Source organism: Streptomyces acidiscabies, assembly GCF_020010905.1.
GTDB classification, from domain to species: domain Bacteria; phylum Actinomycetota; class Actinomycetes; order Streptomycetales; family Streptomycetaceae; genus Streptomyces; species Streptomyces acidiscabies.
Map to the genome: position 1 here is coordinate 2,915,862 of NZ_JAGJBY010000001.1, position 24,920 is coordinate 2,940,781.

The 24,920-nt window shown below is 69.8% G+C and carries 18 protein-coding genes and 1 pseudogene; 10 read left to right on the forward strand and 9 right to left on the reverse strand.

Annotated elements, in window-relative coordinates:
* Positions 1–71: 71 nt before the first annotated feature.
* From J8M50_RS13655 to J8M50_RS13685, 7 genes are read right to left on the reverse strand one after another with little or no spacing between them, the layout of a single operon-like run.
* Positions 72–887 carry an HpcH/HpaI aldolase/citrate lyase family protein gene (locus J8M50_RS13655; protein WP_010356525.1) on the reverse strand — a complete coding sequence of 272 codons (816 nt, stop codon included), beginning with the start codon at positions 885–887 and terminating at the stop codon, positions 72–74.
* Entirely contained in the window at positions 884–2,074 is a 1,191-nt protein-coding gene (locus J8M50_RS13660) for a CaiB/BaiF CoA transferase family protein (RefSeq protein WP_029184233.1), read from the reverse strand. Before J8M50_RS13660 ends, J8M50_RS13655 begins: the two co-directional genes overlap by 4 nt.
* On the reverse strand, positions 2,071–2,964 hold the full coding sequence (locus tag J8M50_RS13665) for a ribokinase (protein ID WP_075662912.1): 894 nt from the start codon (positions 2,962–2,964) through the stop codon (positions 2,071–2,073). Before J8M50_RS13665 ends, J8M50_RS13660 begins: the two co-directional genes overlap by 4 nt.
* On the reverse strand, positions 2,961–4,460 hold the full coding sequence (locus J8M50_RS13670) for an ADP-ribosylglycohydrolase family protein (protein WP_040837405.1): 1,500 nt from the start codon (positions 4,458–4,460) through the stop codon (positions 2,961–2,963). Before J8M50_RS13670 ends, J8M50_RS13665 begins: the two co-directional genes overlap by 4 nt.
* Positions 4,448–5,614, reverse strand: coding sequence for an ADP-ribosylglycohydrolase family protein (locus J8M50_RS13675; protein ID WP_010356529.1), 1,167 nt, complete (start codon positions 5,612–5,614; stop codon positions 4,448–4,450). The genes J8M50_RS13670 and J8M50_RS13675 overlap by 13 nt, the downstream gene beginning before the upstream one ends.
* Before the next feature lie 8 nt (positions 5,615–5,622).
* Positions 5,623–6,981, reverse strand: a complete 1,359-nt coding sequence (locus J8M50_RS13680) for an ADP-ribosylglycohydrolase family protein (protein ID WP_078481094.1) — start codon at positions 6,979–6,981, stop codon at positions 5,623–5,625.
* Positions 6,982–7,037: 56 nt separating this feature from the next.
* Positions 7,038–8,063: an ADP-ribosylglycohydrolase family protein gene (locus J8M50_RS13685; protein WP_010356531.1), complete on the reverse strand. Its 1,026-nt coding sequence runs from the start codon at positions 8,061–8,063 to the stop codon at positions 7,038–7,040.
* A 263-nt stretch (positions 8,064–8,326) separates the two neighbouring features.
* Between J8M50_RS13685 and J8M50_RS13690 the strand changes: the two genes are divergently transcribed.
* The 4 genes from J8M50_RS13690 to J8M50_RS13705 all read left to right on the forward strand — a co-directional run bounded on the left by J8M50_RS13690 (position 8,327) and on the right by J8M50_RS13705 (position 16,323).
* Positions 8,327–9,058, forward strand: coding sequence for a VIT1/CCC1 transporter family protein (locus J8M50_RS13690; protein WP_010356532.1), 732 nt, complete (start codon positions 8,327–8,329; stop codon positions 9,056–9,058).
* 375 nt (positions 9,059–9,433) lie between these two features.
* Positions 9,434–14,026 carry a glutamate synthase large subunit gene (gene gltB / locus J8M50_RS13695; RefSeq protein WP_075662857.1) on the forward strand — a complete coding sequence of 1,531 codons (4,593 nt, stop codon included), beginning with the start codon at positions 9,434–9,436 and terminating at the stop codon, positions 14,024–14,026.
* On the forward strand, positions 14,019–15,479 hold the full coding sequence (locus J8M50_RS13700) for a glutamate synthase subunit beta (protein ID WP_010356535.1): 1,461 nt from the start codon (positions 14,019–14,021) through the stop codon (positions 15,477–15,479). The genes gltB and J8M50_RS13700 overlap by 8 nt, the downstream gene beginning before the upstream one ends.
* A gap of 118 nt (positions 15,480–15,597) precedes the next feature.
* Complete coding sequence (locus J8M50_RS13705; protein ID WP_010356536.1) at positions 15,598–16,323, forward strand: vWA domain-containing protein; 726 nt, start codon at positions 15,598–15,600, stop codon at positions 16,321–16,323.
* Here J8M50_RS13705 and J8M50_RS13710 read toward each other — a convergent pair.
* Positions 16,307–17,161 (reverse strand): aldo/keto reductase, encoded by an 855-nt coding sequence (locus tag J8M50_RS13710; RefSeq protein WP_010356537.1) that lies wholly within the window; start codon positions 17,159–17,161, stop codon positions 16,307–16,309. The two genes, J8M50_RS13705 and J8M50_RS13710, sit on opposite strands and share 17 nt — an antisense overlap.
* Positions 17,162–17,221: 60 nt before the next feature.
* Here J8M50_RS13710 and J8M50_RS13715 point away from each other — a divergent pair, with 60 nt between their 5' ends.
* The 3 genes from J8M50_RS13715 (at position 17,222) to J8M50_RS13725 (ending at position 20,479) form a co-directional block, all read left to right on the forward strand.
* Positions 17,222–17,563, forward strand: a complete 342-nt coding sequence (locus J8M50_RS13715; RefSeq protein ID WP_010356538.1) for a MerR family transcriptional regulator — start codon at positions 17,222–17,224, stop codon at positions 17,561–17,563.
* Positions 17,564–17,626: 63 nt separating this feature from the next.
* Positions 17,627–19,240: a cytochrome bc1 complex cytochrome b subunit gene (qcrB, locus tag J8M50_RS13720; RefSeq protein WP_010356540.1), complete on the forward strand. Its 1,614-nt coding sequence runs from the start codon at positions 17,627–17,629 to the stop codon at positions 19,238–19,240.
* Positions 19,241–19,321: 81 nt separating this feature from the next.
* Positions 19,322–20,479 carry an acetyl-CoA C-acetyltransferase gene (locus tag J8M50_RS13725; protein ID WP_010356541.1) on the forward strand — a complete coding sequence of 386 codons (1,158 nt, stop codon included), beginning with the start codon at positions 19,322–19,324 and terminating at the stop codon, positions 20,477–20,479.
* 21 nt (positions 20,480–20,500) lie between these two features.
* Here J8M50_RS13725 and J8M50_RS13730 read toward each other — a convergent pair whose 3' ends face one another.
* Positions 20,501–21,373: a hypothetical protein gene (locus J8M50_RS13730; protein WP_010356542.1), complete on the reverse strand. Its 873-nt coding sequence runs from the start codon at positions 21,371–21,373 to the stop codon at positions 20,501–20,503.
* Between the two features lie 95 nt (positions 21,374–21,468).
* Between J8M50_RS13730 and J8M50_RS13735 the strand changes: the two genes are divergently transcribed.
* From J8M50_RS13735 to J8M50_RS49680, 3 genes and pseudogenes are all read left to right on the forward strand, one after another.
* Positions 21,469–21,786, forward strand: a complete 318-nt coding sequence (locus J8M50_RS13735; RefSeq protein ID WP_010356543.1) for a chorismate mutase — start codon at positions 21,469–21,471, stop codon at positions 21,784–21,786.
* Positions 21,787–21,902: 116 nt separating this feature from the next.
* Positions 21,903–24,374, forward strand: coding sequence for an aminopeptidase N (pepN, locus tag J8M50_RS13740; RefSeq protein ID WP_010356544.1), 2,472 nt, complete (start codon positions 21,903–21,905; stop codon positions 24,372–24,374).
* Between the two features lie 136 nt (positions 24,375–24,510).
* Positions 24,511–24,912 (forward strand): annotated as a pseudogene (locus J8M50_RS49680) (aspartate aminotransferase family protein); the annotation flags it as partial.
* Positions 24,913–24,920: the final 8 nt, after the last annotated feature.

Consider the following 24,920-nt stretch of genomic DNA (forward strand, 5'->3'; position numbering starts at 1 on the left):
CGGTGAGGGCGTCCAGGGTTTCCCTGGGCGCCCTTCGTCTTTGCCGGAGGCCGGGGGCTGGGGGGGCGAGGTCAGGCGTCGATCAGGGACAGGGTTCGGTGGGCCGCTTCCAGTACCGCCCTGTCGATGAAGGTGCCGTCCGGCAGGGCTTGGGCGCCCTCGGTCGTCGCCGCTGCCTTGATGACGGACTCCGCCTTCTCGATCTCCTCCTCCGTGGGGAGGTAGGCCCTTTCGATGACCGGGAGCTGACGGGGGTGGATCGCTGCCCGGCCCAGGAAACCCAGGGCCCGGCCCCGGGCGCTGGTGGTGGCGAGGGCGGCGAGGTCGCGGGTGTTGGGGTGGATCGACTGGGGTGGGGGCGGGAGCGCGGCGGCCCGGGCGGCGAGGATCGTGCGGGAGCGGGGGTAGGCCAGGGAGTCGTCCGACGTGGTGTTCAGGTCGGCCTTGAGGTCCGCTTCGCCCAGGGCGATTCCCGCCAGCGCGGGGTGGGCCGTGGCGATGGCGTACGCGTTCTCGACGGCCAGGGCTGATTCCAGGAGGGCGTACAGCGGGACGTCACGGGACAGGAGGTGTGCCGTCGCCGCGATGTCCTGGGGGGTGGTGATCTTCGGGAGGCGCAGGGCCGAGATGCCGGGGAGGGGGGAGAGGGTCGTGAGGTCGGCGTGGGACCAGGGGGTGTCCGGGGCGTTCACGCGGACGTGGATTCTGTGGGTGTGGGGGTCCGCGAGGCGTTCCGCCGTTGCCGCTCGGGCGTAGTCCTTGCGGTCGGGGGAGACCGCGTCCTCCAGGTCGATGATCACCACGTCGGCGCCCGCCGCCAGGGCCTTGGTGACGACCTCGGGACGGTCGCCGGGGGCGTAGAGCCAGGTCAGGGGGAACTTTCTCATACGGCGCCCTGCTCGCGGAGGGTGGTCAACTCCTGGGCGGTGAGGCCGAGTTCGTGGAGGATCGCGTCCGTGTCGGCGCCGTGCGCGCGGCCGGCCCAGCGGATCGCGCCGGGGGTGGTGGAGAGGCGGAAGAGGACGTTCTGCATGAGGAGGGGGCCGAGGTCGGGGTCGTCGACGCGGGTCAGGGTGCCCAGCGCCTCGTACTGGGGATCGTGGACCACGTCCCGTACGTCCTGGACCGGGGCGATCGCCGCCTCCGCCTTCTCGAAGGCCGTGAGGACCTCGTCGCGGGGGCGGGCCGCGATCCACTGGGCCACCGCCTCGTCCAGCACGTCCGCGTGGGCCGCGCGCTGGGCGCCGGTCGCGAACCAGGGTTCGGCGATCAGGTCGGGGCGGCCGACCAGGCGCATCACACGTTCGGCGACGGACTGGGCGGAGGTGGAGACGGCGACCCAGGTGCCGTCGGCCGTGCGGTACGTGTTGCGGGGGGCGTTGTTCGCGGAGCGGTTGCCGGTGCGCTGCTGGACGTGGCCGAGCTGGTCGTACCAGGTCGGCTGCGGGCCGAGGACCGTGAGGATGGGTTCGATGATCGCCATGTCGACGACCTGGCCCTCGCCGGTGCGGTCGCGGGCGGCCAGGGCCGTCATCACCGCGTACGCCGTCGCCAGGCCCGCGATCGAGTCGGCGAGGCCGAACGGCGGGAGCGTCGGGGGCGCGTCCGGCTCGCCGGTGACGGCGGCGAAACCGCTCAGCGCCTCCGCGAGGGTGCCGAAGCCGGGGCGGTGCGAGGCGGGGCCGAACTGGCCGAACGCGGTGACGCGCGTGAGGACCAACCGGGGGTTCACGGCGTGGAGTTCGGCCCAGCCGAGGTCCCACCGCTCCAGGGTGCCGGGGCGGAAGTTCTCGATGATCACGTCCGCCGTCTGCGCGAGGCGCAGGAGCGTGGCACGGCCGCCGGGCGTCGAGAGATCCAGGGTCATCGTGCGCTTGCCCCGGCCCAGGACCTTCCACCACAGGCCGATGCCGTGCTTCGACGGGCCGTGGCCCCGGGACGGGTCCGGTTTCGTGGGGTGCTCGACCTTGATGACCTCCGCGCCGAAGTCGCCCAGCAGGGTGGCGGCGAGGGGGCCCGCGAAGAGGGTGGCCAGGTCCAGGACTCGTAGGCCCTGCAAGGGAGTTGCTGTCATGTGGTGTAGCGCTCCTCGATCTCCTGGCGGTACGGCATCGACGCGGACGCGCCCTGGCGTTCGACCGACAGGGACGCCGCCGCCGTCGCCCAGCGGAGGGACTCGGGGAGGGGGCGTTCCTCGCCGAGGGCTGTCGCCAGGGCGCCGACGAAGGTGTCTCCGGCGGCCGTTGTGTCGACGGGGGTCGTCGGCGGGGTCGGGACCGCGAGGGGGTCGGTGCTTCGGGAGACGTACAGGACTCCTGCCTCGCCCAACGTGACGATCACCTCCGGGACTTGGGTCAGGAGGTGGCGGGCCGCGTCCAGGGGGTCCGTGCGGTCGGTGAGGGTGATCGCCTCGTACTCGCCCGCCACCAACAGGTCGGTGTTCGCGAGGAGTTCGGGCGGGAGGGGGCGGGCCGGGGACGGGGTGAGGATCGTGCGGACGCCGTGTGCTCTTGCCGCCCGCGCTCCCGCGATCACCGCCGGGAGCGGGATCTCCAGCTGGAGCAGCAAGGTGTCCGCCGAGGCGATCAACGTCTCGTCGCCGGGGGCCAGATGGTCGACCGTGCCGTTCGCGCCCGGGATCACGACGATCGCGCTGCCGCCGTCCGCGTCCACGACGATGTGGGCCGTGCCGGACGTCGTGTCCATCGTGCGGATGTGGTCCGTGTTCACGCCCGCCGTGTCCAACGCGGTGCGCAGGTGGGGGCTGTGGGGGTCCGTTCCCACCGCGCCGATCATCGAGACCGTCGCGCCCGCTCTCGACGCTGCGATCGCCTGGTTCGCGCCCTTCCCTCCGGGGGTGGTGCGGAGGTCCCTGCCCGTCACCGTCTCGCCGGGGCGTGGGGGGTGGTCCACGTACGTGACCAGGTCCATGTTCGTGCTGCCCAGTACGACGATGTGGGTCATGGGCGGGCTGCCTCTGCGTGGGTGAGGTGGGCGAGGGTGTCGAAGCCGGTGCCGTCGAAGTCGGCGATCGTTGTGGACAGGCGGTTCTTGAGAGGTGCTGTCCAGTGGGGTGGGGGTGGGCCGGTGAGGAGGGCGGCGATGCTGCCTGCTGTTGCGCCGTTCGAGTCTGTGTCCCAACCTCCCGATACCGTGCGGGAGATGGACCCCGTGAAGTCGCCGTCCGCGTGGGTCAGGGCTGCTGCGATCAGTGCGGTGTTCGGGATCGCGTGGACCCAGTGGTAGTGGCCATGGGTGGCGTGGAGTTCGTCCACGATCCTGTCGAAGTCCCGTTCCGTTCTGGCCAGTTGGATTGCTTCCTCAACTGCCTTGTGCAGGCGGGATGTTGGGGGGATCAGGGTTAGGGCTGTGGCTAGGCAGGTGTGGATGTCCTGGGTGCCTGTTGCTGCTGTTGCGATCGTTGCCGCGATGTACATCGCCGCGTAGACGCCGTTCGCCGTGTGCGTCAACGTTGCGTCTCTGTATGCCTGTTCTGCCGCCGCCCTGGGGTTTCCCGGGTTTGTCCAGCCGTGGACGTCCGCACGGATCATTGCGCCGATCCATTCCCTGAACGGGTTGTTGTGGTGGGCCGTTCTTGGGGGGTCGATGCCGGTGAGGAGGTTGCGGTAGGCGATTCGCTCCGCTGTGAATGTTCGGCCTGCTGGGAGTTCGTCCAGCCAGAGTCTTGCTACGTCCTCCGTTGTGAAGTTTCTGCCGTGGCGTTGGAGGAGGAGCAGGTTCAGGAGGGGGTAGTTGAGGTCGTCGTCCTCCGGCATGCCGTCGATGTTCTCGGCTAGGGAGGTGGGGGCTGAGCGGCGGTTCCAAGGGTGGGCGGTGAGGAGGGAGTTGGGGACGCCCTTTGCTGTGAAGTAGGTGGTCAGGGGCCAGTTGCCGGTGGATTTGGCTAGGGCTCGGATGGCGGGGAGGGGGAGTTTTTCTACGGGTTTGCCTAGGAGGCAGCCGACGGCTCTGCCTAGCCAGGCGGATTCGTAGGTACGGGGGGTTGGGGGTGGTTTGGGTGAGTGGTCGAGTGCGGGGTTCGTCGTGGCTTGTCGCGCCCGCGCGACGGTAGTCGCACATTGGATACAGCCCCGCGCCCCTGAGGTTTGTGGGGGTGACTGTGCTTCGTCGAGTGTCGGTTCGTTGTGGCTGGTCGCGCAGTTCCCCGCGCCCCTTAGGTTGGTGGGGGGCCATGTGGCTTGGATCGCTGGCCAGTCCGTGGGTTCTGCTGTTGCCAACTCGCCTTGATGGGCTGCCAGTTCTGCCAGGAGGGCTGTTGCCAAGTCGCGTAGGTGGGGTGGGGGTGGCGTGGGGGAAGCTCCTGCCCTTGAGGGTGCTTCCTTGCCTCCCGCCTTTTGCCAGCGGGCCGCGATTTCCCTTGTGTCTCTGCCGTCTTCCCTTGCCTGGCGGAGTTCATGGGCCAGCAAGTCCTCCGGTTGTAGCCAGGTCAGGCGGAGCACAGGTGCGCTCCCATGGACGTGAAGGCTGACTCGTGGGTTCGGCGGTGGGCTACGTCCTTCTCGAAGATTTCTCTTGTTACCTCTGTGAGCGTTTTTGCTGGGTGCCAGAGGTCCAACTTGCTTGCTGTTGCTACCTCGTTGGACCAAATCTGTGGGGGTGCGGAGCCCAGTGCTCCTGCCAAGGCCCCTGTCATCGTGGCGATCGAGTCGCAGTCTCTGCCGTAGTTGACGGCTCCTAGGACCGCCTCCTCGTAGTCGCCGTTCGTGATCAGCAACATGGCCAGGGCGATGGGGAGTTCTTCGATCGCGTGGAGGCGAGAGGGGCGGCGGGCGTTCAAGGAAGGGGTGCGGTAGTCCGGGCCTACCGTGTCGTACGGGGCGATTGCTTCCCTCAGGGGGGTTAGGGCTGATTCCGGGTCCGAGTAGTGGGTTGCCGTTTCCGCTACCTTTTCGATCGCCGTTCTTGTGCCGTCCTTCGCCAACGTCAGGCACGTGGCGATGATCGACGCGGGGGTCGCGTCGGGGATGCACGCCGCCGATACCGCCGCCGCGAAGACTCCCGCCGCCTCGCGGCCGTACGAGGACTGGTGGGCGGCCGTGATGTCCAGGGCCTCGTTGTACGCGGCTCTGGGGTTGGCCGCGTTGATCAGGCCTACCGGGGTCATGTACATCGCCGCGCCGCAGTTGACGATGTTGCCCACGCCTGCCTCGCGGGGGTCCGCGTGGGCGTAGTGGAGGCGGGTGGCCAGCCATTTTTCCGCCAGGAAGAGGCGGTGGAGGAGGAGGGTCTCCGATTCCAGCTCCGGGATCCAGCGGGGGGTTGTCATCAGGTCCGGGACCAGGTGGTCGGCGATCGCGTACGCGTCCAGGTGGTCGCGGACCTTCGCGTAGACCCTGATCAGCGCGTGGGTCATCAGGGTGTCGTCCGTGATGTGGCCGTTTCCCTTGTGGTACGGGGCGATCGGGCGGGCCGTGCGCCAGTCGTCGCCGTTCCAGGGGCCCACGATGCCGGTGATTCTGCCGCCGTGGCGGGCCATGATCTGGGCGGGGGAGTAGCCCTCCACCGGGCCGCCGAGTGCGTCGCCCACCGCCGCGCCGACCAGGGCGGCGGTGATGCGGTCCTCCAGGGAAGGGTGGGGTGTTTTGTCTGACATGGGGTGAATCATGCTCCTGTTGTTGCCGGTTGTGCGGCTTCCAGGAGTTCGGCGAGTTCCAGGAGGTCGGTGCCGGTGAGGCGGGGGAGGGTGCAGCCGGAGAGTGTGCGGGTGGTTGTGCGCCAGGTGTCGGGGATCGATGCCGCGCCGCCGATCGCGCCGGTCAGGGCGCCGGTCAGGGCTGGGGTGGAGTCGGCGACTCTGGAGAGGCAGGTTGCTGCTGGGACCGCCTCTGCGATGCGGCCGTTCGCGGCGAGGGAGATTGCCAGGGTTACTGGGACCGTTTCCGCCGCTGCGATGCCGTAGCTGTAGACGTGGTCCACGATCTGGTGTTCCAGCAGGGGGATCAGGGCGAATGCCGAGTCCGTTGTTTCTGCCAGGTGGAGGGCGTGGCGGGCGTTTCTGCCGATCTCTGTTTCCGGGGGGAGTTGGGTCAGGGCCGCTTCTACGCAGGTTTCGATGTTCTCTCCGGCCAGCGCCAAGGAGATTGCCGCTGCCATTGCTCTTGCGCCGTGTACTCCGTCGCCGTCCTGGGTGTAGCGGGCGTCGAACTCCGCTAGGTCCGCTGCTCGTTGGGGGTTTCCTGGGTGGGTTGTTGCCAGGACGCATGCTCTTACGCAGGCCGCGTCGTCGAAGTAGTGGGGGTTGTCGTGGCCTGTTGCCGGGGGGCGTAGGCCTGCTGCGAGGTTTGTCAGGCCGGCTCTTACCGAGATGCGGGCGCGTAGGGGGAGTACGGCTGATTCGATCTCCGGGGCGTTTGCCGCTGCGGCTGCTACCTCCGCTGCCAAGGAGGTCCAGGTGAGGTCGATCGCCGTTCTTGTGCGGTGGTCTCTGCTCAGGTCGTTCAGGGTGGTGGGGTCTGTGGTGCGGAGGAGGGTCTGGGCGGTTAGGGCTGCCCATTCCGCGTCGTCCGAGGGGCCCAGGTGGAGGGGAGCGGGGGGTTGGTTCAGGGCGATGGGGACGGGGAGGGTGGTGGTGGCGTTCTGTTCTGCGAAGGTGTCCAGTTCGCGGGTTAGGCGGCGGGTCCAGGTGGGCATGCGGGAGGCTCTGTGGCGGGCGGAGGGCCAGCCGGTGGCGTCGCCTGTGGCTAGGCCCAGGAGCATGCCGGTGATTGGACGCCGGGCCTTGGCTTCGCGATTGGCTTCGCCGATGGCCGGGTCGTGTCTGCCCGCACCGTTGGTGGGTGCGGGTTTTTCTTGTGGGGGGTGCTCTTCGTCGGCGGCTTGTGGTGGGGGGTGGGGGCAGCTGTGGGGGGTGGTTCCGTTGTGGGGCGGGTGCGGGTAGTGCGTGGCTGGTCGCGCAGTTCCCCGCGCCCCTGGGTGGGTTGGGGTGTGCGTTGGGTTTGATGCGCTGTTGTTTGTTGTCACTCTTGCGTCCGGTTCTCGGCGTTCGTTTTCCTTGGTCTCCGTCTCCTCTTCCTCCCTCACCTCTCCTCCCCGCCCTCCGCCGCCAGCGCGAAGTCCGATCTCGTCGGCGTCCACTTCGTGCTCTCCGTCTGGATCAGGAGTTCCGCTACGTCCAGGACGTGGTGGCCCGCCATTTCGGGGAGGCACGAGCCTTTTGCCGGGCCGATTGCCTGGGCCCAGAGGGTGGGGATTGCTGCGGCGCCCTGCGTTGCTCCTGATAGGGCGCCTGCTACCGCTGCCGTTGTGTCCGCGTCTCTGCCCATGTTCACCGCCGTCAGGACCGAGGTTCGGAAGTCCGCGTTCGCGTAGGCGTATGCGCCGAAGGACAGCGCCACCGCCTCCGGGGCCAGGTCCGTCCAGGGGTAGCCGGGGATGATCACCGCTGTGCGGATGGCTCGTTCGCCCTCGTGGGCGTGGGCCACCGCGCGGCGTAGGGAGCGGGCTGTCCAGGAGTCGTCGGGGATGACCGCCAGGGCGGAGGCGATCACCGTGATGGGGGGTGCGCCTGTCATGGCCGTTGCTACGCCTGCCGCCACCGCCTGGCCGCCGTAGATGCCCTCGCCCTCGTGGCTCACCGAGCCGTCGATCGCCGCCAGGCGGGCCGCCTCCGCCGGGCGGCCCGCCGCGAAGACGCCGAAGACCGCCGCGCGCATCGCGAGGCCGTCGCTCCAGGCGTGGCGGTGCTGGGCCGTGACGGGGGCGGTCAGGCCGCGGCGGAGGTTCTCCAGCGTGCCGCGTTCGCTGAAGCCGGCGCCTCGGAAGGGGCCCTCGTCGCGGTCGGCGATCCAGGCGTGCCAGGCGGATTGGACGTGGGCGGGGGTGAGGGCCGAGCCGTGGCGGGCGAGGAGGAGGCCGGAGAGGATCGCGTACTCGGTGTCGTCGGTGCCGGCGGGCGTGTCGGTGACGTACCCGGTGATACGGCCCCAGCGGGCGCGGATCTCGGACGGCTTCATGTTCTCCGCCGGGGCGCCGAGGGCGTCTCCTACGGCGAGGCCGAGCAGGGCGCCTCTCGCCCGTTCACGCAGCGCTGCGATCGATGCCATCCGTGAACCTCCGGGGGAGAGGGGCGGTCAGTGAACAGATCTGTCCCACCATTGGCGGTTGACCTCAGCCTGGAAGCCCCTTTTGTCACCCGGACGACTTTTGAGCGCAACTCAAATCGAATGAGCGTCCGGCGGTAAAACCGCAGCTAAGCCCAGCCTTTCCTTGCTGGCGAGGAGGGAATGACCGACGTAGCCTCGGTGCTGTAGAGAATTAGAACGTGTCCAAAGTTAGCTTTGGCTTAGCTTGCCGGGGATGGAAGAACATGGCTCTCATCGACATCGAGGCGCCGCTGCACGAGGCGCACCGCGACAACCACACCCACCGTGACGTCAACGGCGGCTGGCTCAGGCCGGCGGTGTTCGGGGCGATGGACGGACTGGTGTCCAACCTCGCCCTGATGACCGGCGTCGCGGGCGGCGACCTGGGGCACCAGGCCGTCGTCCTCACCGGCCTCGCGGGCCTCGCGGCGGGCGCCTTCTCGATGGCGGCCGGCGAGTACACCTCCGTCGCCTCGCAGCGGGAGCTGGTGGAGGCGGAACTCGACGTCGAGCGGGCGCAGTTGCGCAGGCACCCGGCGGATGAGGAGGCCGAGCTGGCGGCGCTGTACGAGGCGCGGGGCGTGGATGCGCCGCTCGCGCGCGAGGTCGCCCGGCAGTTGTCGAAGGACCCCGAGATGGCGCTGGAGATCCATGCGCGCGAGGAGCTGGGGATCGACCCCTCGGACCTGCCCTCCCCGCTTGTCGCCGCCGTCTCGTCGTTCGGGGCGTTCGCGCTGGGTGCGCTGCTGCCGCTGCTGCCGTACCTGCTGGGGGCGAGCGCACTGTGGCCGGCCGTGCTCGTGGCGCTGCTCGGGCTCTTCCTGTGCGGGGCCGTCGTCGCCCGCGTGACCGCGCGGACCTGGTGGTACAGCGGGCTGCGGCAGTTGGCGCTGGGCGGCGCGGCGGCGGGTGTGACGTACGTCCTGGGCACTTTGTTCGGTACGGCCGTAGGATAGGGAGGCTGCTAGGTATGCGAGGGACCGTATAAATAGCCGTTACTCGCTGGTTTCGGATGCGTGACCACCGGGCATGAGCCGTAAGCGCTGCGGGCAACGACGCCCGTGGCACACGCGCGGGACGGGTGAAGACGCCCCTTCCGTACTCCCCCAGGAACGACGGACACCGATCTGTCCCGCTCGCTCCCGCACATTTTCAGCCGCCTTGCGCGGCACCCGCCGCGACCCTACGGCGTCCGCATGCTGGAACGGTGTATCCACTTCCCGAGAACCGCCCCATCATGTAACCTGCACGAAATTTTGCACTTACGCAGAGGGCCAACGTCGTCCCTCGGCAACGCAGATATGCCACTTGAGACGACGACGGGAGAGCCGATGCGTACGCCGCGCCAGCCGTCCCAGCACTCCGGGAATGGCCAGAACTGGTCCTTCATGGATGCTCGCCCTGCCGCGCAGGGTATGTACGACCCCCGTAACGAGCACGACGCCTGTGGCGTCGGCTTCGTGGCCACCCTCACCGGTGAGGCGAGCCACACGCTGGTCGAGCAGGCGCTGACCGTTCTGCGCAACCTCGAACACCGCGGCGCCACCGGCTCCGAGCCCGACTCGGGCGACGGCGCGGGCATCCTGACCCAGGTCCCGGACGCGTTCTTCCGCGAGGTCGCCGGATTCGAGCTCCCCGCAGCCGGTTCGTACGCCGTAGGTATCGCCTTCCTCCCCGAGGACGGCACGGAAGACGCCGTCTCGCGGATCGAGACGATCGCCGGCGAAGAGGGCCTCACCGTCCTCGGGTGGCGTGAGGTCCCCGTCGCCCCCGGCCTGCTCGGCGCCACCGCCCGCTCCACCATGCCCGCCTTCCACGAGATCTTCGTCTCGGACGGTGAGACCGAGGGCATCGTCCTCGACCGCAAGGCGTTCGCGCTGCGCAAGCGCGCCGAGCGCGAGGCCGGCGTCTACTTCCCGTCGCTGTCCGCGCGGACCATCGTCCACAAGGGCATGCTGACCACCGGCCAGCTGGAGCCGTTCTTCCCGGACCTCTCCGACCGCCGGTTCGCCTCGGCCGTCGCGCTCGTCCACTCCCGGTTCTCCACGAACACGTTCCCGTCGTGGCCGCTGGCCCACCCGTACCGGTTCGTCGCGCACAACGGTGAGATCAACACCGTCAAGGGCAACCGCAACTGGATGGTCGCCCGCGAGTCGCAGCTCGTCAGTGACCTGTTCGGCGAGAAGGGCATCGAGCGGATCTTCCCGATCTGCACCCCCGACGCCTCCGACTCCGCCTCCTTCGACGAGGTCCTGGAGCTGCTCCACCTCGGCGGGCGCTCCCTGCCGCACTCCGTGCTGATGATGATCCCGGAGGCGTGGGAGAACCACGACTCGATGGACCCGGCCCGGCGCGCGTTCTACCAGTTCCACGCCACGCTGATGGAGCCCTGGGACGGCCCCGCCTGTGTCACCTTCACCGACGGCACCCAGGTCGGCGCGGTCCTCGACCGCAACGGCCTGCGCCCCGGCCGCTACTGGGTGACCGACGACGGCCTCGTCGTCCTCGGCTCCGAGGTCGGCGTCCTGGACATCGACCCCGCGAAGGTCGTCCGCAAGGGCCGCCTCCAGCCCGGCAAGATGTTCCTCGTCGACACCGCCGAGCACCGCATCATCGAGGACGACGAGATCAAGGCGTCCCTCGCCGCCGAGGCGCCGTACGCGGAGTGGCTGGAGACCGGCGAGATCGAGCTGGGCGACCTGCCCGAGCGCGAGCACATCGTCCACACCCACGCCTCCGTCACCCGCCGCCAGCAGACCTTCGGGTACACCGAGGAGGAGCTGCGCGTCATCATCGCCCCGATGGCGAAGGCCGGCGCCGAGCCGATCGGCTCCATGGGCACGGACTCGCCGATCGCGGCGCTCTCCAGCCGCCCCCGGCTGCTGTTCGACTACTTCACGCAGCTCTTCGCGCAGGTCACCAACCCTCCGCTGGACGCCATCCGCGAGGAGCTCGTCACCTCCCTGCGCTCCTCGCTGGGCCCCCAGGGCAACCTGCTGGAGCCGAGCGCGGCCTCCTGTCGTACCGTCACCCTGCCGTTCCCGGTGATCGACAACGACGAGCTGGCCAAGCTCATCCACATCAACGCCGACGGCGACATGCCCGGCTTCAAGGCCGCGACCCTCTCCGGTCTGTACCGGGTGAGCGGCGGCGGTGAGTCCCTCGCCGCGCGCATCGAGGAGATCTGCGCCGAGGCCGACGCCGCGATCGACAACGGCGCCCGTCTGATCGTTCTCTCGGACCGCCACTCCGACGCCGAGCACGCGCCGATCCCCTCGCTGCTGCTGACGGCCGCCGTCCACCACCACCTCATCCGCACCAAGCAGCGCACCCAGGTGGGCCTGCTGGTCGAGGCCGGGGACGTCCGCGAGGTCCACCACGTCGCCCTGCTGATCGGCTTCGGCGCCGCCGCCGTCAACCCGTACCTGGCGATGGAGTCCGTCGAGGACCTCGCCCGCGCGGGCACCTTCCTCTCGGACATCGAGCCCGAGCAGGCCATCCGCAACCTGATCTACGCGCTCGGCAAGGGCGTCCTCAAGGTCATGTCCAAGATGGGCATCTCCACGGTCGCCTCCTACCGGGGCGCCCAGGTCTTCGAGGCCGTCGGCCTCCAGGACGCGTTCGTCGCGAAGTACTTCATCGGCACCGCCAGCAAGATCGGCGGCGTCGGCATCGACGTCGTCGCCAAGGAGGTCGCCGCCCGGCACGCCAAGGCGTACCCCGCCTCCGGCATCGCCCCGGCGCACCGCGCGCTGGAGATAGGCGGCGAGTACCAGTGGCGCCGCGAGGGCGAGCCGCACCTCTTCGACCCGGAGACGGTCTTCCGCCTCCAGCACTCGACGCGCTCCGGCCGCTACGACATCTTCAAGAAGTACACGGACCGCGTGAACGAGCAGTCCGAGCGCCTCATGACGCTGCGCGGCCTGTTCGGCTTCAAGAGCGACCGGCCGTCGATCTCCCTCGACGAGGTCGAGTCCGTCGAGGACATCGTCAAGCGCTTCTCCACCGGCGCCATGTCCTACGGCTCCATCTCCCGCGAGGCCCACGAGACCCTCGCCATCGCCATGAACCAGCTCGGCGGCAAGTCGAACACCGGTGAGGGCGGCGAGGACGCGGACCGGCTGTACGACCCGGCGCGCCGCTCCGCGATCAAGCAGGTCGCCTCCGGCCGCTTCGGCGTGACCTCGGAGTACCTGGTCAACGCGGACGACATCCAGATCAAGATGGCCCAGGGCGCCAAGCCCGGCGAGGGCGGCCAGCTGCCCGGCCACAAGGTGTACCCGTGGGTCGCCAAGACGCGGCACTCGACGCCGGGCGTCGGCCTCATCTCGCCGCCGCCGCACCACGACATCTACTCCATCGAGGACCTGGCTCAGCTGATCCACGACCTCAAGAACGCGAACCCGAAGGCGCGGATCCACGTCAAGCTGGTCTCCGAGGTCGGCGTGGGCACGGTCGCGGCGGGTGTGTCCAAGGCGCACGCGGACGTCGTCCTGATCTCGGGTCACGACGGCGGTACGGGTGCCTCGCCGCTGACGTCTCTCAAGCACGCCGGTGGACCTTGGGAGCTGGGTCTCGCCGAGACGCAGCAGACCTTGCTTCTGAACGGCCTGCGCGACCGGATCGTCGTCCAGACCGACGGTCAGCTCAAGACCGGCCGTGACGTCGTCATCGCCGCGCTGCTCGGCGCCGAGGAGTTCGGTTTCGCGACCGCGCCGCTCGTCGTCTCCGGCTGCGTCATGATGCGCGTCTGCCACCTCGACACCTGCCCCGTCGGCATCGCCACGCAGAACCCCGTTCTGCGCGACCGGTTCGCCGGCAAGGCCGAGTACGTCGTCAACTTCTTCACGTTCATCGCGCAGGAAGTCCGCGAGCTCCTCGCGGAGTTGGGCTTCCGGTCGATCGAGGAGGCCGTCGGGCACGCCGAGTTCCTCGACGTCGAGCGCGCCGTGGACCACTGGAAGGCGCAGGGCCTCGACCTGGCCCCGCTGTTCTACGTCCCCGAGCTGCCGGAAGGCGCCGTGCTGCACCAGACGGTCGCCCAGGACCACGGCCTGGAGAAGGCCCTCGACAACGAGCTGATCAAGCTCGCCGCCGACGCGCTCGCCGCCTCCGACGCGACGTCCGCGCAGCCGGTGCGCGCGCAGATCAAGGTCCGCAACATCAACCGCACCGTCGGGACGATGCTCGGCCACGAGGTGACGAAGAAGTTCGGCGGCGCGGGTCTGCCCGACGACACCATCGACATCACCTTCACCGGGTCCGCCGGCCAGTCCTTCGGCGCGTTCCTGCCGCGCGGTGTCACGCTGCGCCTCGAAGGCGACGCGAACGACTACGTCGGCAAGGGCCTCTCCGGCGGCCGGGTCATCGTCCGTCCCGACCGGGGCGCCGACCACCTCGCCGAGTACTCGACCATCGCGGGCAACACCATCGCGTACGGCGCGACCGGCGGGGAGCTGTTCCTGCGCGGGCGTACCGGTGAGCGGTTCTGCGTCCGCAACTCGGGTGCGCTGGTCGTCTCCGAGGGTGTCGGCGACCACGGCTGCGAGTACATGACCGGCGGTCACGCGGTCGTCCTCGGCGAGACCGGGCGCAACTTCGCGGCCGGCATGTCCGGTGGCGTCGCGTACGTCATCGACCTGAACCGGGACAACGTGAACTCCGGGAACCTCGGCGCGATCGAGGAGCCGTCCGCCGACGACAAGCGGTGGCTGCACGACGTCGTGCGCCGGCACGCGGAGGAGACCGGGTCCACGGTCGCCGAGAAGCTGATCGCGGACTGGGACGCCGCGGCCGAGCGCTTCACGAAGATCATCCCCAGCACGTACAAGGCAGTGCTCGCCGCCAAGGACGCCGCCGAGCAGGCGGGACTCTCCGAGTCCGAGATCACCGAGAAGATGATGGAGGCGGCGACCAATGGCTGACCCGAAGGGCTTCCTGAACCACGGCCGTGAGGTCGCCAAGTCCCGTCCCGTCGACGTGCGTCTCAAGGACTGGAACGAGGTCTACGTCCCCGGCTCGCTGCTGCCGATCATCTCGCAGCAGGCGTCCCGCTGTATGGACTGCGGCATCCCGTTCTGCCACAACGGCTGTCCGCTCGGGAACCTCATCCCCGAGTGGAACGACTACGCGTACCGCGAGGACTGGTCCGCCGCGTCCGAGCGGCTGCACGCCACCAACAACTTCCCCGAGTTCACGGGGCGGCTCTGCCCGGCTCCCTGCGAGTCGGCGTGCGTCCTCGGCATCAACCAGCCCGCCGTCACCATCAAGAACGTCGAAGTCTCCATCATCGACAAGGCGTGGGACGCCGGTACGGTCGCCGCGCAGGCGCCCGAGCGGCTCTCCGGCAAGACCGTCGCCGTCATCGGCTCCGGGCCCGCCGGGCTCGCCGCCGCGCAGCAGCTCACCCGGGCCGGTCACACCGTCGCCGTGTACGAGCGCGCCGACCGCGTCGGCGGTCTTCTGCGGTACGGCATCCCCGAGTTCAAGATGGAGAAGCGGCACATCAACCGGCGCATCGAGCAGATGCGCGCGGAGGGGACCCGCTTCCGTACGGGGATCGAGATCGGGCGCGACCTCAAGGCGACCGACCTCAAGAAGCGGTACGACGCCGTCGTCATCGCCGCCGGGGCGACCACCGCGCGCGATCTCCCTGTCCCCGGGCGGGAGTTGAAGGGCGTCCACCAGGCGATGGAGTACCTGCCCCTCGCGAACAAGGTGCAGGAGGGCGACTACGTGACGTCCCCCATCACCGCCGAGGGCAAGCACGTCGTCGTCATCGGCGGCGGGGACACGGGCGCCGACTGTGTCGGCACCGCGCACCGTCAAGGGGCCGCGTCCGTCACGCAGTTGGAGATCATGCCGCGGCCCGGCGAGGACCGGCCGGCCGGTCAGCCGTGGCCCACCTTCCCCATGCTGTACAAGGTCACCTCCGCGCACGAGGAGGGCGGCGAGCGGGTCTACTCCGTCTCCACGACCCACTTCGAGGGCGACGAGGAGGGCAACGTGCAGTGGCTGCACCTCGTCGAGGTCGAGTTCATCGAGGGCAAGCTCACGCAGAAGCCGGGCACCGAGCGGAAGATCCCCGCCCAACTCGTCACGCTGGCCATGGGGTTCACCGGGACCGACCGGGAGAACGGTCTGGTCGAGCAGTTCGGCCTCGAACTGGACGAGCGCGGGAACGTCGCCCGCGACGCCGAGTTCCAGACGAACGTGCCGGGCGTGTTCGTCGCCGGTGACGCGGGGCGGGGTCAGTCCCTCATCGTGTGGGCCATCGCCGAGGGCCGCTCGGCGGCGCGCGGCTGCGACCGTTTCCTCACGGGGGCCAGCGACCTGCCGGCCCCGATCCGTCCGACGGACCGCTCACTGATGGTCTGACGGTCACCCCAAAGACGTCCCGTACAAAGGCGTACGGAACTGTAGACGACGCCTGCCCCACTGTCCCCGACCGGACGACCGGGCAGGCGTCGCCGTACGTCTGGATAAGGTGGCCGGCATGGCAGCCATCAGCCTCATGAAGGTCCAGGAGACCGCGCCCGCGCTGGTCAGCCTCTACAAGAGGGCCGGGGAGTCGCTCGCCGAGCACGGTCTTGAGGGGCAGCGGGCGGCCGTCTACCTGGTCGTCGACTACTCCGGGTCGATGAAGCCGTACTACAAGGACGGCACGGTGCAGGCGTTGGCGGACCGGGTGCTGGGGCTCGCGGCACATCTGGACGACGACGGCGAGGTTCCGGTCGTCGCCTTCTCCACCGAGATCGACGCCGTCACCGAGATCACGCTGGTCGGACATGAGGGGCGGATCGAGCGGATCGTGTCGGACCTCGGGCACATGGGCCGGACCAACTACCACCTCGCCATGGACGCCGTCATCGACCACTATCTCGACAGCGGCGCCACCGACCCGGCGCTGGTCGTCTTCCAGACCGACGGCGGCCCGACCAGCAGGCCCGCTGCCGAACGCTACCTGTGCAAGGCCGCCCGGCTCCCTCTGTTCTGGCAGTTCATCGGCTTCGGCGACGCCCGCGGCAAACAGTTCGACTTCCTGCGCAGACTCGACGAACTCCCCGTACCCGGCAGACGTGTCGTCGACAACGCCGGTTTCTTCCACGCGGGTTCGGACCCGCGCCGGATGTCGGACGCCGAGCTGTACGACCGGCTCCTCGGCGAGTTCCCGAAGTGGCTGGTGCAGGCGCGGGCGTGCGGCGTCATCCGATCCGCTTGAACTGCTCCTCGGTGAGCCGCAGTCGGAGCGCCTCGGTGTTCTCCGTGAGGTGGACCGGCGAGGATGTGCCGGGGATCGGGACGATGTTCGGGGCGCGGTGCAGGAGCCATGCGAGGGCGAGTTGGGAGACTGTCGTACCCAACTCGGCGGCCACGGTGGCGAGTCGGGGTGCCTCGTCGCCGACGGTCACCGGGAAGTACGGGATGAAGGCGATGCCGTGCGCGGCGGTGTGGTCGATCACCGGCTCGTGGGTGCGGTCGGCGAGGTTGTAGAGGTTCTGGACCGAGGCGATCGTGGCCGTCCTCGACGCCTCCTCCAGCTCGGACACGGTCACCTCCGAGAGGCCGATGTGCCGGACCTTGCCCTCGTCCTGGAGCTGCTTCAACGCGCCGACCTGGTCGGCCAGGGGGTACTCCGGGTCGATGCGGTGCAGCTGGAGCAGGTCGATCCGGTCGGTGCGCAGCCGGCGCAGGCTCAGCTCCGCCTGTTGGCGGAGGTAGGCGGGGTGGCCGTGGGTGACCCACTCGGCCGGGCTCGGCCGCAGGACGCCCCCCTTCGTCGCGACGACCACCTCGTCGCCGTACGGCCGCAGCGCCTCGGCCAGCAGCTCCTCGCTCGCGCCGAGGGCGTACGCGTCGGAGGTGTCGAAGAAGGTCACGCCCTGCTCGACCGCCGTGCGCAGCAGGGCGATCGACTCGGCGCGGTCGGTGGGGGCGGTCCAGATCGGGGCGGTCATGCCGGAGCGCTCGTGGGGCGCGCCGGACAGGCGCATCGCGCCGTAGCCGATCCTGCGTACGGGGAGGTCGCCGCCGAGAAGGAATACGTCTGTGTCGGTCATGGCTGAGACGCTAGGACGTCACACCGGTGTGAGTTTCAAGTCGACGTGAGCGGGGTCACAGTGCGGATCGGGGAGCTGAGCGAGGAGACCGGGGTGGCCGTGCGGCTGCTGCGGTACTACGAGGAGCAGGGGCTTCTCGACGCCGAGCGGACCTCCGGCGGGCACCGCGTGTACGCCGACGACGCGCCGGTCGTCGTCCGCCGTATCCGCGTCCTGCTCGACGCCGGGCTGCCGACCCGCGTCATCCGCGAGGTGCTGGACTGCGTCTGTGGCAGCGATGCCGAGGTCGAACCCTGCCTCACGCCGCTGCTCAGGGAGCAACTGGACGGCATCGAGGGGCGGATCGCCCGCCTGGAGGGCTCCCGGACCTCCCTCACGAGGCTCCTCACGCCTCTGACGTAACATCAACTCCCTTCTCCGGTCGCCCTGTTGGCGTAGCCCCCGGCTCGTGCCACCCTGTGGTCCATGGCTGACGGGGTGCGCACGGACAGTAAGGGCAAGGGCGAGGCTTTCGCCGACTGGGCCGATGGCCGACTCGGGATATACGGGCTGGCCAAGGCCAATCTGCGCAAGGTCTTCCCGGACCACTGGTCGTTCATGCTGGGGGAGATCTGCCTCTACAGCTTCATCGTGCTGATCCTGACCGGGGTCTATCTGACGCTGTTCTTCGACCCCAGCAGCTCCGAGGTGATCTACAACGGCACGTACACCCCCCTCAACGGCGTGAGCATGACCCAGGCGTACGAGTCGACGCTCGACATCAGCTTCGACGTACGCGGCGGACTGCTGATCCGGCAGATCCACCACTGGGCGGCGCTGGTGTTCGTCGCCGGGATGCTGGTCCACATGATGCGGGTGTTCTTCACGGGCGCGTTCAGGAAGCCGCGCGAGATGAACTGGGTCTTCGGATGGACCCTGCTGTTCCTCGGGATCATGACCGGGCTGACGGGATACTCGCTCCCGGACGACCTGCTGTCCGGCACCGGACTGCGGTTCGCGGACGGGGCGATCCTGGCCATCCCGGTCGTCGGGACGTACATCTCGTTCTTCCTGTTCGGCGGCGAGTGGCCCGGCGTCGACTTCATCTCGCGCCTCTACCCGATCCACATCCTGCTGCTGCCCGGCATCATGCTGGGACTGGTCGTCGCGCACCTGATCCTGGTCTTCTACCACAAGCACACGCAGTACCCGGGCCCGGGAAAGACGCAGAAGTCCGTGGTCGGGATGCCCTTCATGCCGGTGTACATGGCGAAGGCGGGCGGCTTCTTCTTCCTGGTGTTCGGGGTGCTCGCCCTGATGGGCGGCATCGCGACGATCAACCCCGTGTGGGCGTTCGGCCCCTACCGCCCGGACCTCGTGACGACCGGCGCACAGCCGGACTGGTACCTCGGGTTCTCCGAGGGGCTGATCCGCGTCATGCCGGCATGGGAGATCAACGGCTGGGGCCACACACTCCAGTTGGGCGTCCTCATCCCCTTCACCCTGTTCCCGCTGATCCTCGTGGCGCTCGGCGTCTACCCGTTCGTCGAGGCATGGATCACCGGCGACAGACGCGAGCACCACCTCCTCGACCGGCCCCGAAACGTCCCCGTCCGTACGGGACTCGGCGTCGCCTGGCTGAGTCTGTACGGCGTCCTGCTGATCGGCGGCGGCAACGACATCGTCGCCACGCACCTCCACCTGTCGATCAACTCGATCACCTGGTTCGTCCGCGTCGGCGTCTTCGTGATCCCCGTCCTCGCCTTCATCGTCACGAAACGTGTCTGCCTCGGCCTCCAGCGCCGCGACCGGGACAAGGTGCTGCACGGCATGGAGACCGGCATGATCAAACTCCTCCCGCACGGCGAGTACATCGAGGTCCACCAGCCCCTCAGCCAGGCCCAGTTGCACACCCTCACCCAGCACGACCAGCCCGCGCCGTACGAGATCGGCGCGCGCGTCGACGCGAACGGGGTCCGGCGGCAGGTGACCGTGGTGCAGCGGGTGCGGGAGCGGCTCGCGCGGGCGATGTTCGGACCGGGCACGCAGATCGCGAAACCGACCGTGAAGGAGTACAAGGAGCTGACGCGAGGCCACTGAGCACGACTCTTCCCTAGCAAGCGCTTGGTGGGTATGGTGCCAGCGCCCGCCCCACGCAGGGAACTTCGCCAGGGAGTCGCCATGGCCGAGGCATACATCGTCGAAGCGGTCCGCACACCGATCGGGAAGCGGAAGGGAGGGCTCGGCGGTGTCCACCCGGCGGATCTCGGGGCGCACGTCCTGAAGGAGCTGGTCCGCCGCGCCGGCATCGACCCCGCCGCCGTCGAGGACGTCGTCTTCGGCTGCCTGGACGCCGTCGGACCGCAGGCCGGGGACATCGCCCGGACCGCCTGGCTCGCCGCCGGGCTCCCCGAGGAGGTGCCCGGCGTCACCGTCGACCGGCAGTGCGGGTCCTCACAGCAGGCCCTGCACTTCGCCGCGCAGGCCGTCATGTCCGGGACGCAGGACCTCGTCGTGGCCGGCGGCGTCCAGAACATGACGCAGATCCCCATCGCCTACGCCACCCGCCAGGCCGCCGTCGAACTCGGCTTCACCGAGGGGCCGTTCGCGGGGAGCGAGGGGTGGCGGGAGCGGTACGGGAACCGGCCGGTGAACCAGTTCGCGGGGGCGGAGATGATCGCCGCGAAGTGGGGGATCAGCAGGGAGGCGCAGGAGGAGTTCGCGCTCACCTCGCACCGCCGGGCCGTACGCGCCATCGACGAGGGGCGGTTCGCGCGGGAGACCGTGCCCTGCAAGGGAGTCGGCGCCGACGAGGGCCCCCGGCGGGACACCTCGCTGGAGAAGATGGCCGCGCTCAAGCCCGTCATCGACGGCGGGACCGTCACCGCCGCGTGCTCGTCCCAAGTCTCCGACGGTGCCGCCGCGTTGCTCATCGCCTCCGAACGGGCCGTCCAGGAACACGGGTTGACGCCACGCGCCCGCGTCCACCACCTCTCCGTACGCGGCGAGGACCCGATCAGGATGCTCACCGCGCCCATCCCGGCGACCGCGCACGCGCTGAAGAAGACCGGGCTGCGGCTCGACGAGATCGACCTCGTCGAGATCAACGAGGCGTTCGCGCCCGTGGTGTTGGCGTGGATCAAGGAGACCGGCGCCGACCCGGAGAAGGTCAACGTCAACGGCGGCGCGATCGCCCTCGGGCATCCGCTGGGCGCCACCGGGGCCCGGCTCATGACGACGCTGCTGCACGAACTGGAGCGCGTCCAGGGGCGGTTCGGGTTGCAGACCATGTGCGAGGGCGGGGGACAGGCCAACGTGACGATCGTCGAACGGCTGTAACTCACCGGCGTACACCGGGACTCACGTATCGCACTCCAGGACCGTACGGCACAGCCCGCACCGCGCCCGCACCCTCCCCTTCACCGGCACCCTGATCCGCTGATGGCACGTCGGGCACGGGAAGCTCACCCGCAGCGGGGTGCCCGGCGAGAACGCGTACGGCGTGTCCGGCGCCGTACGGGCCTGCTTGCGGTCGCGCGCGTACCGGCGCCGCCCCGCCCAGCCCGCCGCCGTCAGCGGAGGCTGGCGCTCGTCGAGGAGGGCGCGGGCCAGACCCGCCTCGTACGCCGTGTACGCCTGCGGGCTCGTGAACCACGTACGCGGGTCCTCGCCGAAGAACAGGGAGCGCTTGGCGAGGACGTACCCGAACTCCTCCGGCGTGAGATAGCCGAGCTTCTGGGACGACTCGCCGTGCTCGCGGTACGCGTCCAGCAGGAGCCAGCCCGCGCCGAGGTAGGTGGCCGCCGTGTCCGTCAGGATCTCATTGTCCCGCGTGCCGGGGAAGCTCAGGTCCAGGCGGTGCAGGTACACGTGCATGATCTCGTGCGCCAGGGCCGCGCCGATGTCCTCGCGGTGCGTGCGGAAACGGTCGTTCAGCTCGACGAAGTACTCCGGGCCCGCCGTCAGCTCGATGTTCGCCGCGTGCTCCATCTCACGGAAGCCGACGATCAGACGGGCGTCCGGGAGGCGGTAGTGCCGGATCAGCTCCCGTGCGACGCGCTGCGCGCCCAGGTGCAGGTCGTCGGCGTCCGCGAACGCCACGTCCGCCGGCGGCACGCTCGCCCCGAACGCGCGCACCGTGTCGTACGACAGGCGCCGGTACAGCGCCGTCACCGCCGACCGCACCGTCTCCAGGTGCGGGAAACCGTGCTCGACCGGCCCGCCGTCAGCCACGCCGCACCCCCTCCGACGCCGTGCACTCTCTTCTTACTGTACGAGTGCTGGACACCCCGGGCCCTCCCGGGCGGGACGGATTAGGGTGAATGTCCATGACCACCAGCAACACCGTCGACCCCGAGGTCCAGGACGAGCTGACGCGGCTGCGCGACAGCATCGACAACATCGACGCCGCCGTCATCCACATGCTCGCGGAACGGTTCAAGGCCACGCAACAGGTCGGCTACCTCAAGGCCCACCACCACCTCCCGGCCGCCGACCCGGCCCGCGAGGCCCGCCAGATCAAACGGCTGCGGGGCCTCGCCGAGAGCGCCAAGCTCGACCCCGCCTTCGCCGAGAAGTTCCTCAACTTCATCGTCGCCGAGGTGATCCGCCACCACGAACGGATCGCGGAGGACGCGGGCGCCTGAGAGCGCGACGGCGCAGGGGGGCGCGACCCCGGGCGACCCCCGGCGCAAAGCCCCCCGAACACCGCGTACCGATCCGCCTCTGTGCCCCGTTCGCCGGATCGGGCAGCATGGCCCCCATGTCCGTACTGACGCGCGACGAAGCGCAGAGCCGTGCCGAACTTCTTGATGTTCGCAGTTATGCAGTCGACCTTGACCTGACGACCGGAGATGAGACGTTCGAGTCCCTCACAGTCATTCGTTTTGCCGCGCGCGCGGGGGCGGACACCTTCGTCGAGCTGAAGCCGGCCGAGCTGAAGGCCGTCACCCTCGACGGCAAGGCCCTGGACACCGGGAAGCTCAAGGGGAACCGCTACCCGCTGAAGAAGCTCAAGGACGGCGAGCACGAGCTGCGCGTCGAGGCGAGCATGCGCTACTCCCGCACCGGCGAGGGCATGCACCGCTTCACCGACCCGGCCGACGGTGAGACGTACCTCTACACCCAACTGTTCCTGGACGACGTCCAGCGGATCTACGCGGCCTTCGACCAGCCCGACCTGAAGGCGACGTTCGACGTCACGGTCAAGGCCCCCGACGGCTGGACCGTCCTCGCGAACGGCATCACCGAGGACCTCGGCGAGGGCCGCTGGCGCGCCGCGACGACCCCGCCCATCTCGACGTACCTCATGGCCGTCGCCGCCGGCCCCTGGCACTCCGTACGCACCGAACACCAGGGCCTCCCCTTCGGCCTGCACTGCCGCCGCTCCCTCGCCGCACACCTCGACACGGACGCGGACGAACTCTTCGAGATCACCCGCCGGTGCTACGACCGCTACCACGAGCAGTTCACCGAGCCCTACCCCTTCGACTCCTACGACCAGGCGTTCGTCCCCGAGTTCAACGCCGGCGCGATGGAGAACCCCGGACTGGTCACGTTCCGCGACGAGTTCGTGTACCGCTCGGCCGTCACCGAGACCGAACGCCAGACCCGCGCGATGGTCGTCGCCCACGAGATGGCCCACATGTGGTTCGGCAACCTCGTCACCCTGCGCTGGTGGGACGACATCTGGCTGAACGAGTCCTTCGCCGAGTACATGGGTTACCGCACCACCGCCGAGGCGACCCGCTTCACCGGCCCCTGGACCGAGTTCGGCGTCTCCCGCAAGGCCTGGGGCTACGACGCCGACCAGCGCCCCACCACCCACCCCGTCGCCCCCGACGCCGTCCCCGACACCGCCTCCGCCCTCCTCAACTTCGACGGCATCTCCTACGCCAAGGGCGCTTCCGCGCTACGCCAGTTGGTGACCTGGCTCGGCGAGGACGACTTCCTCGCCGGCATCAACACCCACTTCACCCGGCACAAGTTCGGCAACGCGACCCTCGCCGACTTCATCGACAACCTCGCCTCCGCCACCGACCGCGACGTCCACGCCTGGGCCGACGCGTGGCTGCGTACGACCGGCGTCGACACCCTCACCCCCGTCGTCGCCGGCACCGGCGCCGAGCGCACCCTCACCGTCGAGCGCGCCGGCACCCGACCCCACCGCATCGCCGTCGGCCTGTACGACGAGGACGCGGGAACTCTCGTACCCCGGCCCGGAGTTCACCTCGACGTCCCGCAGAGCGCACCCCACGACCTCGGCAAGAAACCCGCGCTGCTGCTCCTCAACGACGGCGACCTCACCTACGCCAAGGTCCGTTTCGACGCCGACTCCGCCGACACCGTCCGCAGGCAACTCGCCGCCCTCCCCGACCCGTTGACGCGGGCCGTCGTCTGGAACGCGCTGCGCGACGCCGTCCGTGACGGTGAACTCCCCGCCGCCGCCTACCTGGAGACCGCCCGCACCCACCTGCCCCGCGAGACCGACCTCGCCCTCACCGAGGCCGTCCTCACCTTCGCGACCACCGAGCTGGCGGGGCGCTACCTCACGCCGGAGGAGCGGCCGGGGGCGCTGACCTCGCTGTGTCTGCTGTGCAAGGACATCGTCCGGCGCACCGAGGACGGGGACAGTCCGGGGCTGCGGCTCATCGCCGTGCGGCACTTCATCGACGTCGCGCAGCATCCCGACACCATCGCCGCGTGGCTCGCCGACGGGACCGTGCCGGGTGGGCCCGAGCTGGATCCCGACCTGCGGTGGCGGATCCTCGGGCGGCTCGCGGTGCTCGGGGCCACCGACGAGGCCGCTGTCGCCGGGGAGTTGACGCGTGATCCGTCCGCGACCGGGCAGGAAGGTGCCGCGCGCTGCCGGGCCGCGCTGCCCGACGCCGACGCCAAGGCGCGGGCCTGGGACGCCATGTTCTCCTCCGACGACCTCTCCAACTACCTGTTCACCGCCACCGCGCAGGGCTTCTGGCAGCCCGAACAGGCCGAGCTGCTACGGCCGTACGTCGCCCGCTTCTACGCCGACGCCGTACCCGTCGCCGAACGCCGGGGGCCCGCCATCGCCGCCGTCATCGGCAAGTGGGCGTTCCCCGTGCACGCCGTCGACACCGAGAACCTGCGCCTCGGCGAGGCGTGCCTCGCGGACGCCGGTCCCACACCCGCGCTGCGGCGCAAGCTCGCGGACCAACTCGACGATCTGGGGAGGGTGTTGAAGGCGCGCGGCTTCTGAGGGGCGGGGCCCAGATCGTAGAAGCAGATTTTCTCCGGGCGCGAGTACCACTTTCGGGTCTGATCGCTCGGGTTTCCGGGTCCGGGGGCCTCCGGCGGGACATGCTGGAGCCCCCCGCCCCCGGAAGGACCCCCGCATGACCCTGCCCCCCCTCGCCTCGGGTCCCCACGACGCGCTCAGCCCCCTCCTGGCGACGGTCCTCGACGCGCTGGCCGAGGGGGTACGGGGGAGGGGCGGCCCGCTCCCGGCGGGGGGACCGGGGGCGGTGGCGGCGCGGGTACGGGACGCGGTGGGCGACCTGCTCCCGGAACAGGGCGACCCCGGGGCCCTGTCCACGATCGTCCGCACGCTGGCGGAAGGCTCGGCCGACCCCGCCGACCCCCTCTGCGCGGCCCACCTCCACTGCCCACCGCTGGCGCTCCCCGTGGCGGCGGACCTCGCGGCATCGGCACTGAACCCGTCCCTGGACTCGTGGGACCAGGCACCGGCGGCTTCGGAGCTGGAGGCGCTGGTGGTGGGGGTGTTGGCGGGGGAGGTGTACGGGGG

Excerpts from the sequence above, each read along its gene's own strand:
- J8M50_RS13655 (WP_010356525.1), bottom strand. The coding sequence starts at position 887 with ATGAGAAAGTTCCCCCTGACCTGGCTCTACGCCCCCGGCGACCGTCCC.
- J8M50_RS13660 (WP_029184233.1), bottom strand. The coding sequence starts at position 2,074 with ATGACAGCAACTCCCTTGCAGGGCCTACGAGTCCTGGACCTGGCCACC.
- J8M50_RS13665 (WP_075662912.1), bottom strand. The coding sequence starts at position 2,964 with ATGACCCACATCGTCGTACTGGGCAGCACGAACATGGACCTGGTCACG.
- J8M50_RS13675 (WP_010356529.1), bottom strand. The coding sequence starts at position 5,614 with ATGTCAGACAAAACACCCCACCCTTCCCTGGAGGACCGCATCACCGCC.
- J8M50_RS13685 (WP_010356531.1), bottom strand. The coding sequence starts at position 8,063 with ATGGCATCGATCGCAGCGCTGCGTGAACGGGCGAGAGGCGCCCTGCTC.
- J8M50_RS13690 (WP_010356532.1), top strand. The coding sequence starts at position 8,327 with ATGGCTCTCATCGACATCGAGGCGCCGCTGCACGAGGCGCACCGCGAC.
- gltB (WP_075662857.1), top strand. The coding sequence starts at position 9,434 with ATGCGTACGCCGCGCCAGCCGTCCCAGCACTCCGGGAATGGCCAGAAC.
- J8M50_RS13700 (WP_010356535.1), top strand. The coding sequence starts at position 14,019 with ATGGCTGACCCGAAGGGCTTCCTGAACCACGGCCGTGAGGTCGCCAAG.
- J8M50_RS13705 (WP_010356536.1), top strand. The coding sequence starts at position 15,598 with ATGGCAGCCATCAGCCTCATGAAGGTCCAGGAGACCGCGCCCGCGCTG.
- J8M50_RS13710 (WP_010356537.1), bottom strand. The coding sequence starts at position 17,161 with ATGACCGACACAGACGTATTCCTTCTCGGCGGCGACCTCCCCGTACGC.
- qcrB (WP_010356540.1), top strand. The coding sequence starts at position 17,627 with ATGGCTGACGGGGTGCGCACGGACAGTAAGGGCAAGGGCGAGGCTTTC.
- J8M50_RS13725 (WP_010356541.1), top strand. The coding sequence starts at position 19,322 with ATGGCCGAGGCATACATCGTCGAAGCGGTCCGCACACCGATCGGGAAG.
- J8M50_RS13735 (WP_010356543.1), top strand. The coding sequence starts at position 21,469 with ATGACCACCAGCAACACCGTCGACCCCGAGGTCCAGGACGAGCTGACG.
- pepN (WP_010356544.1), top strand. The coding sequence starts at position 21,903 with ATGTCCGTACTGACGCGCGACGAAGCGCAGAGCCGTGCCGAACTTCTT.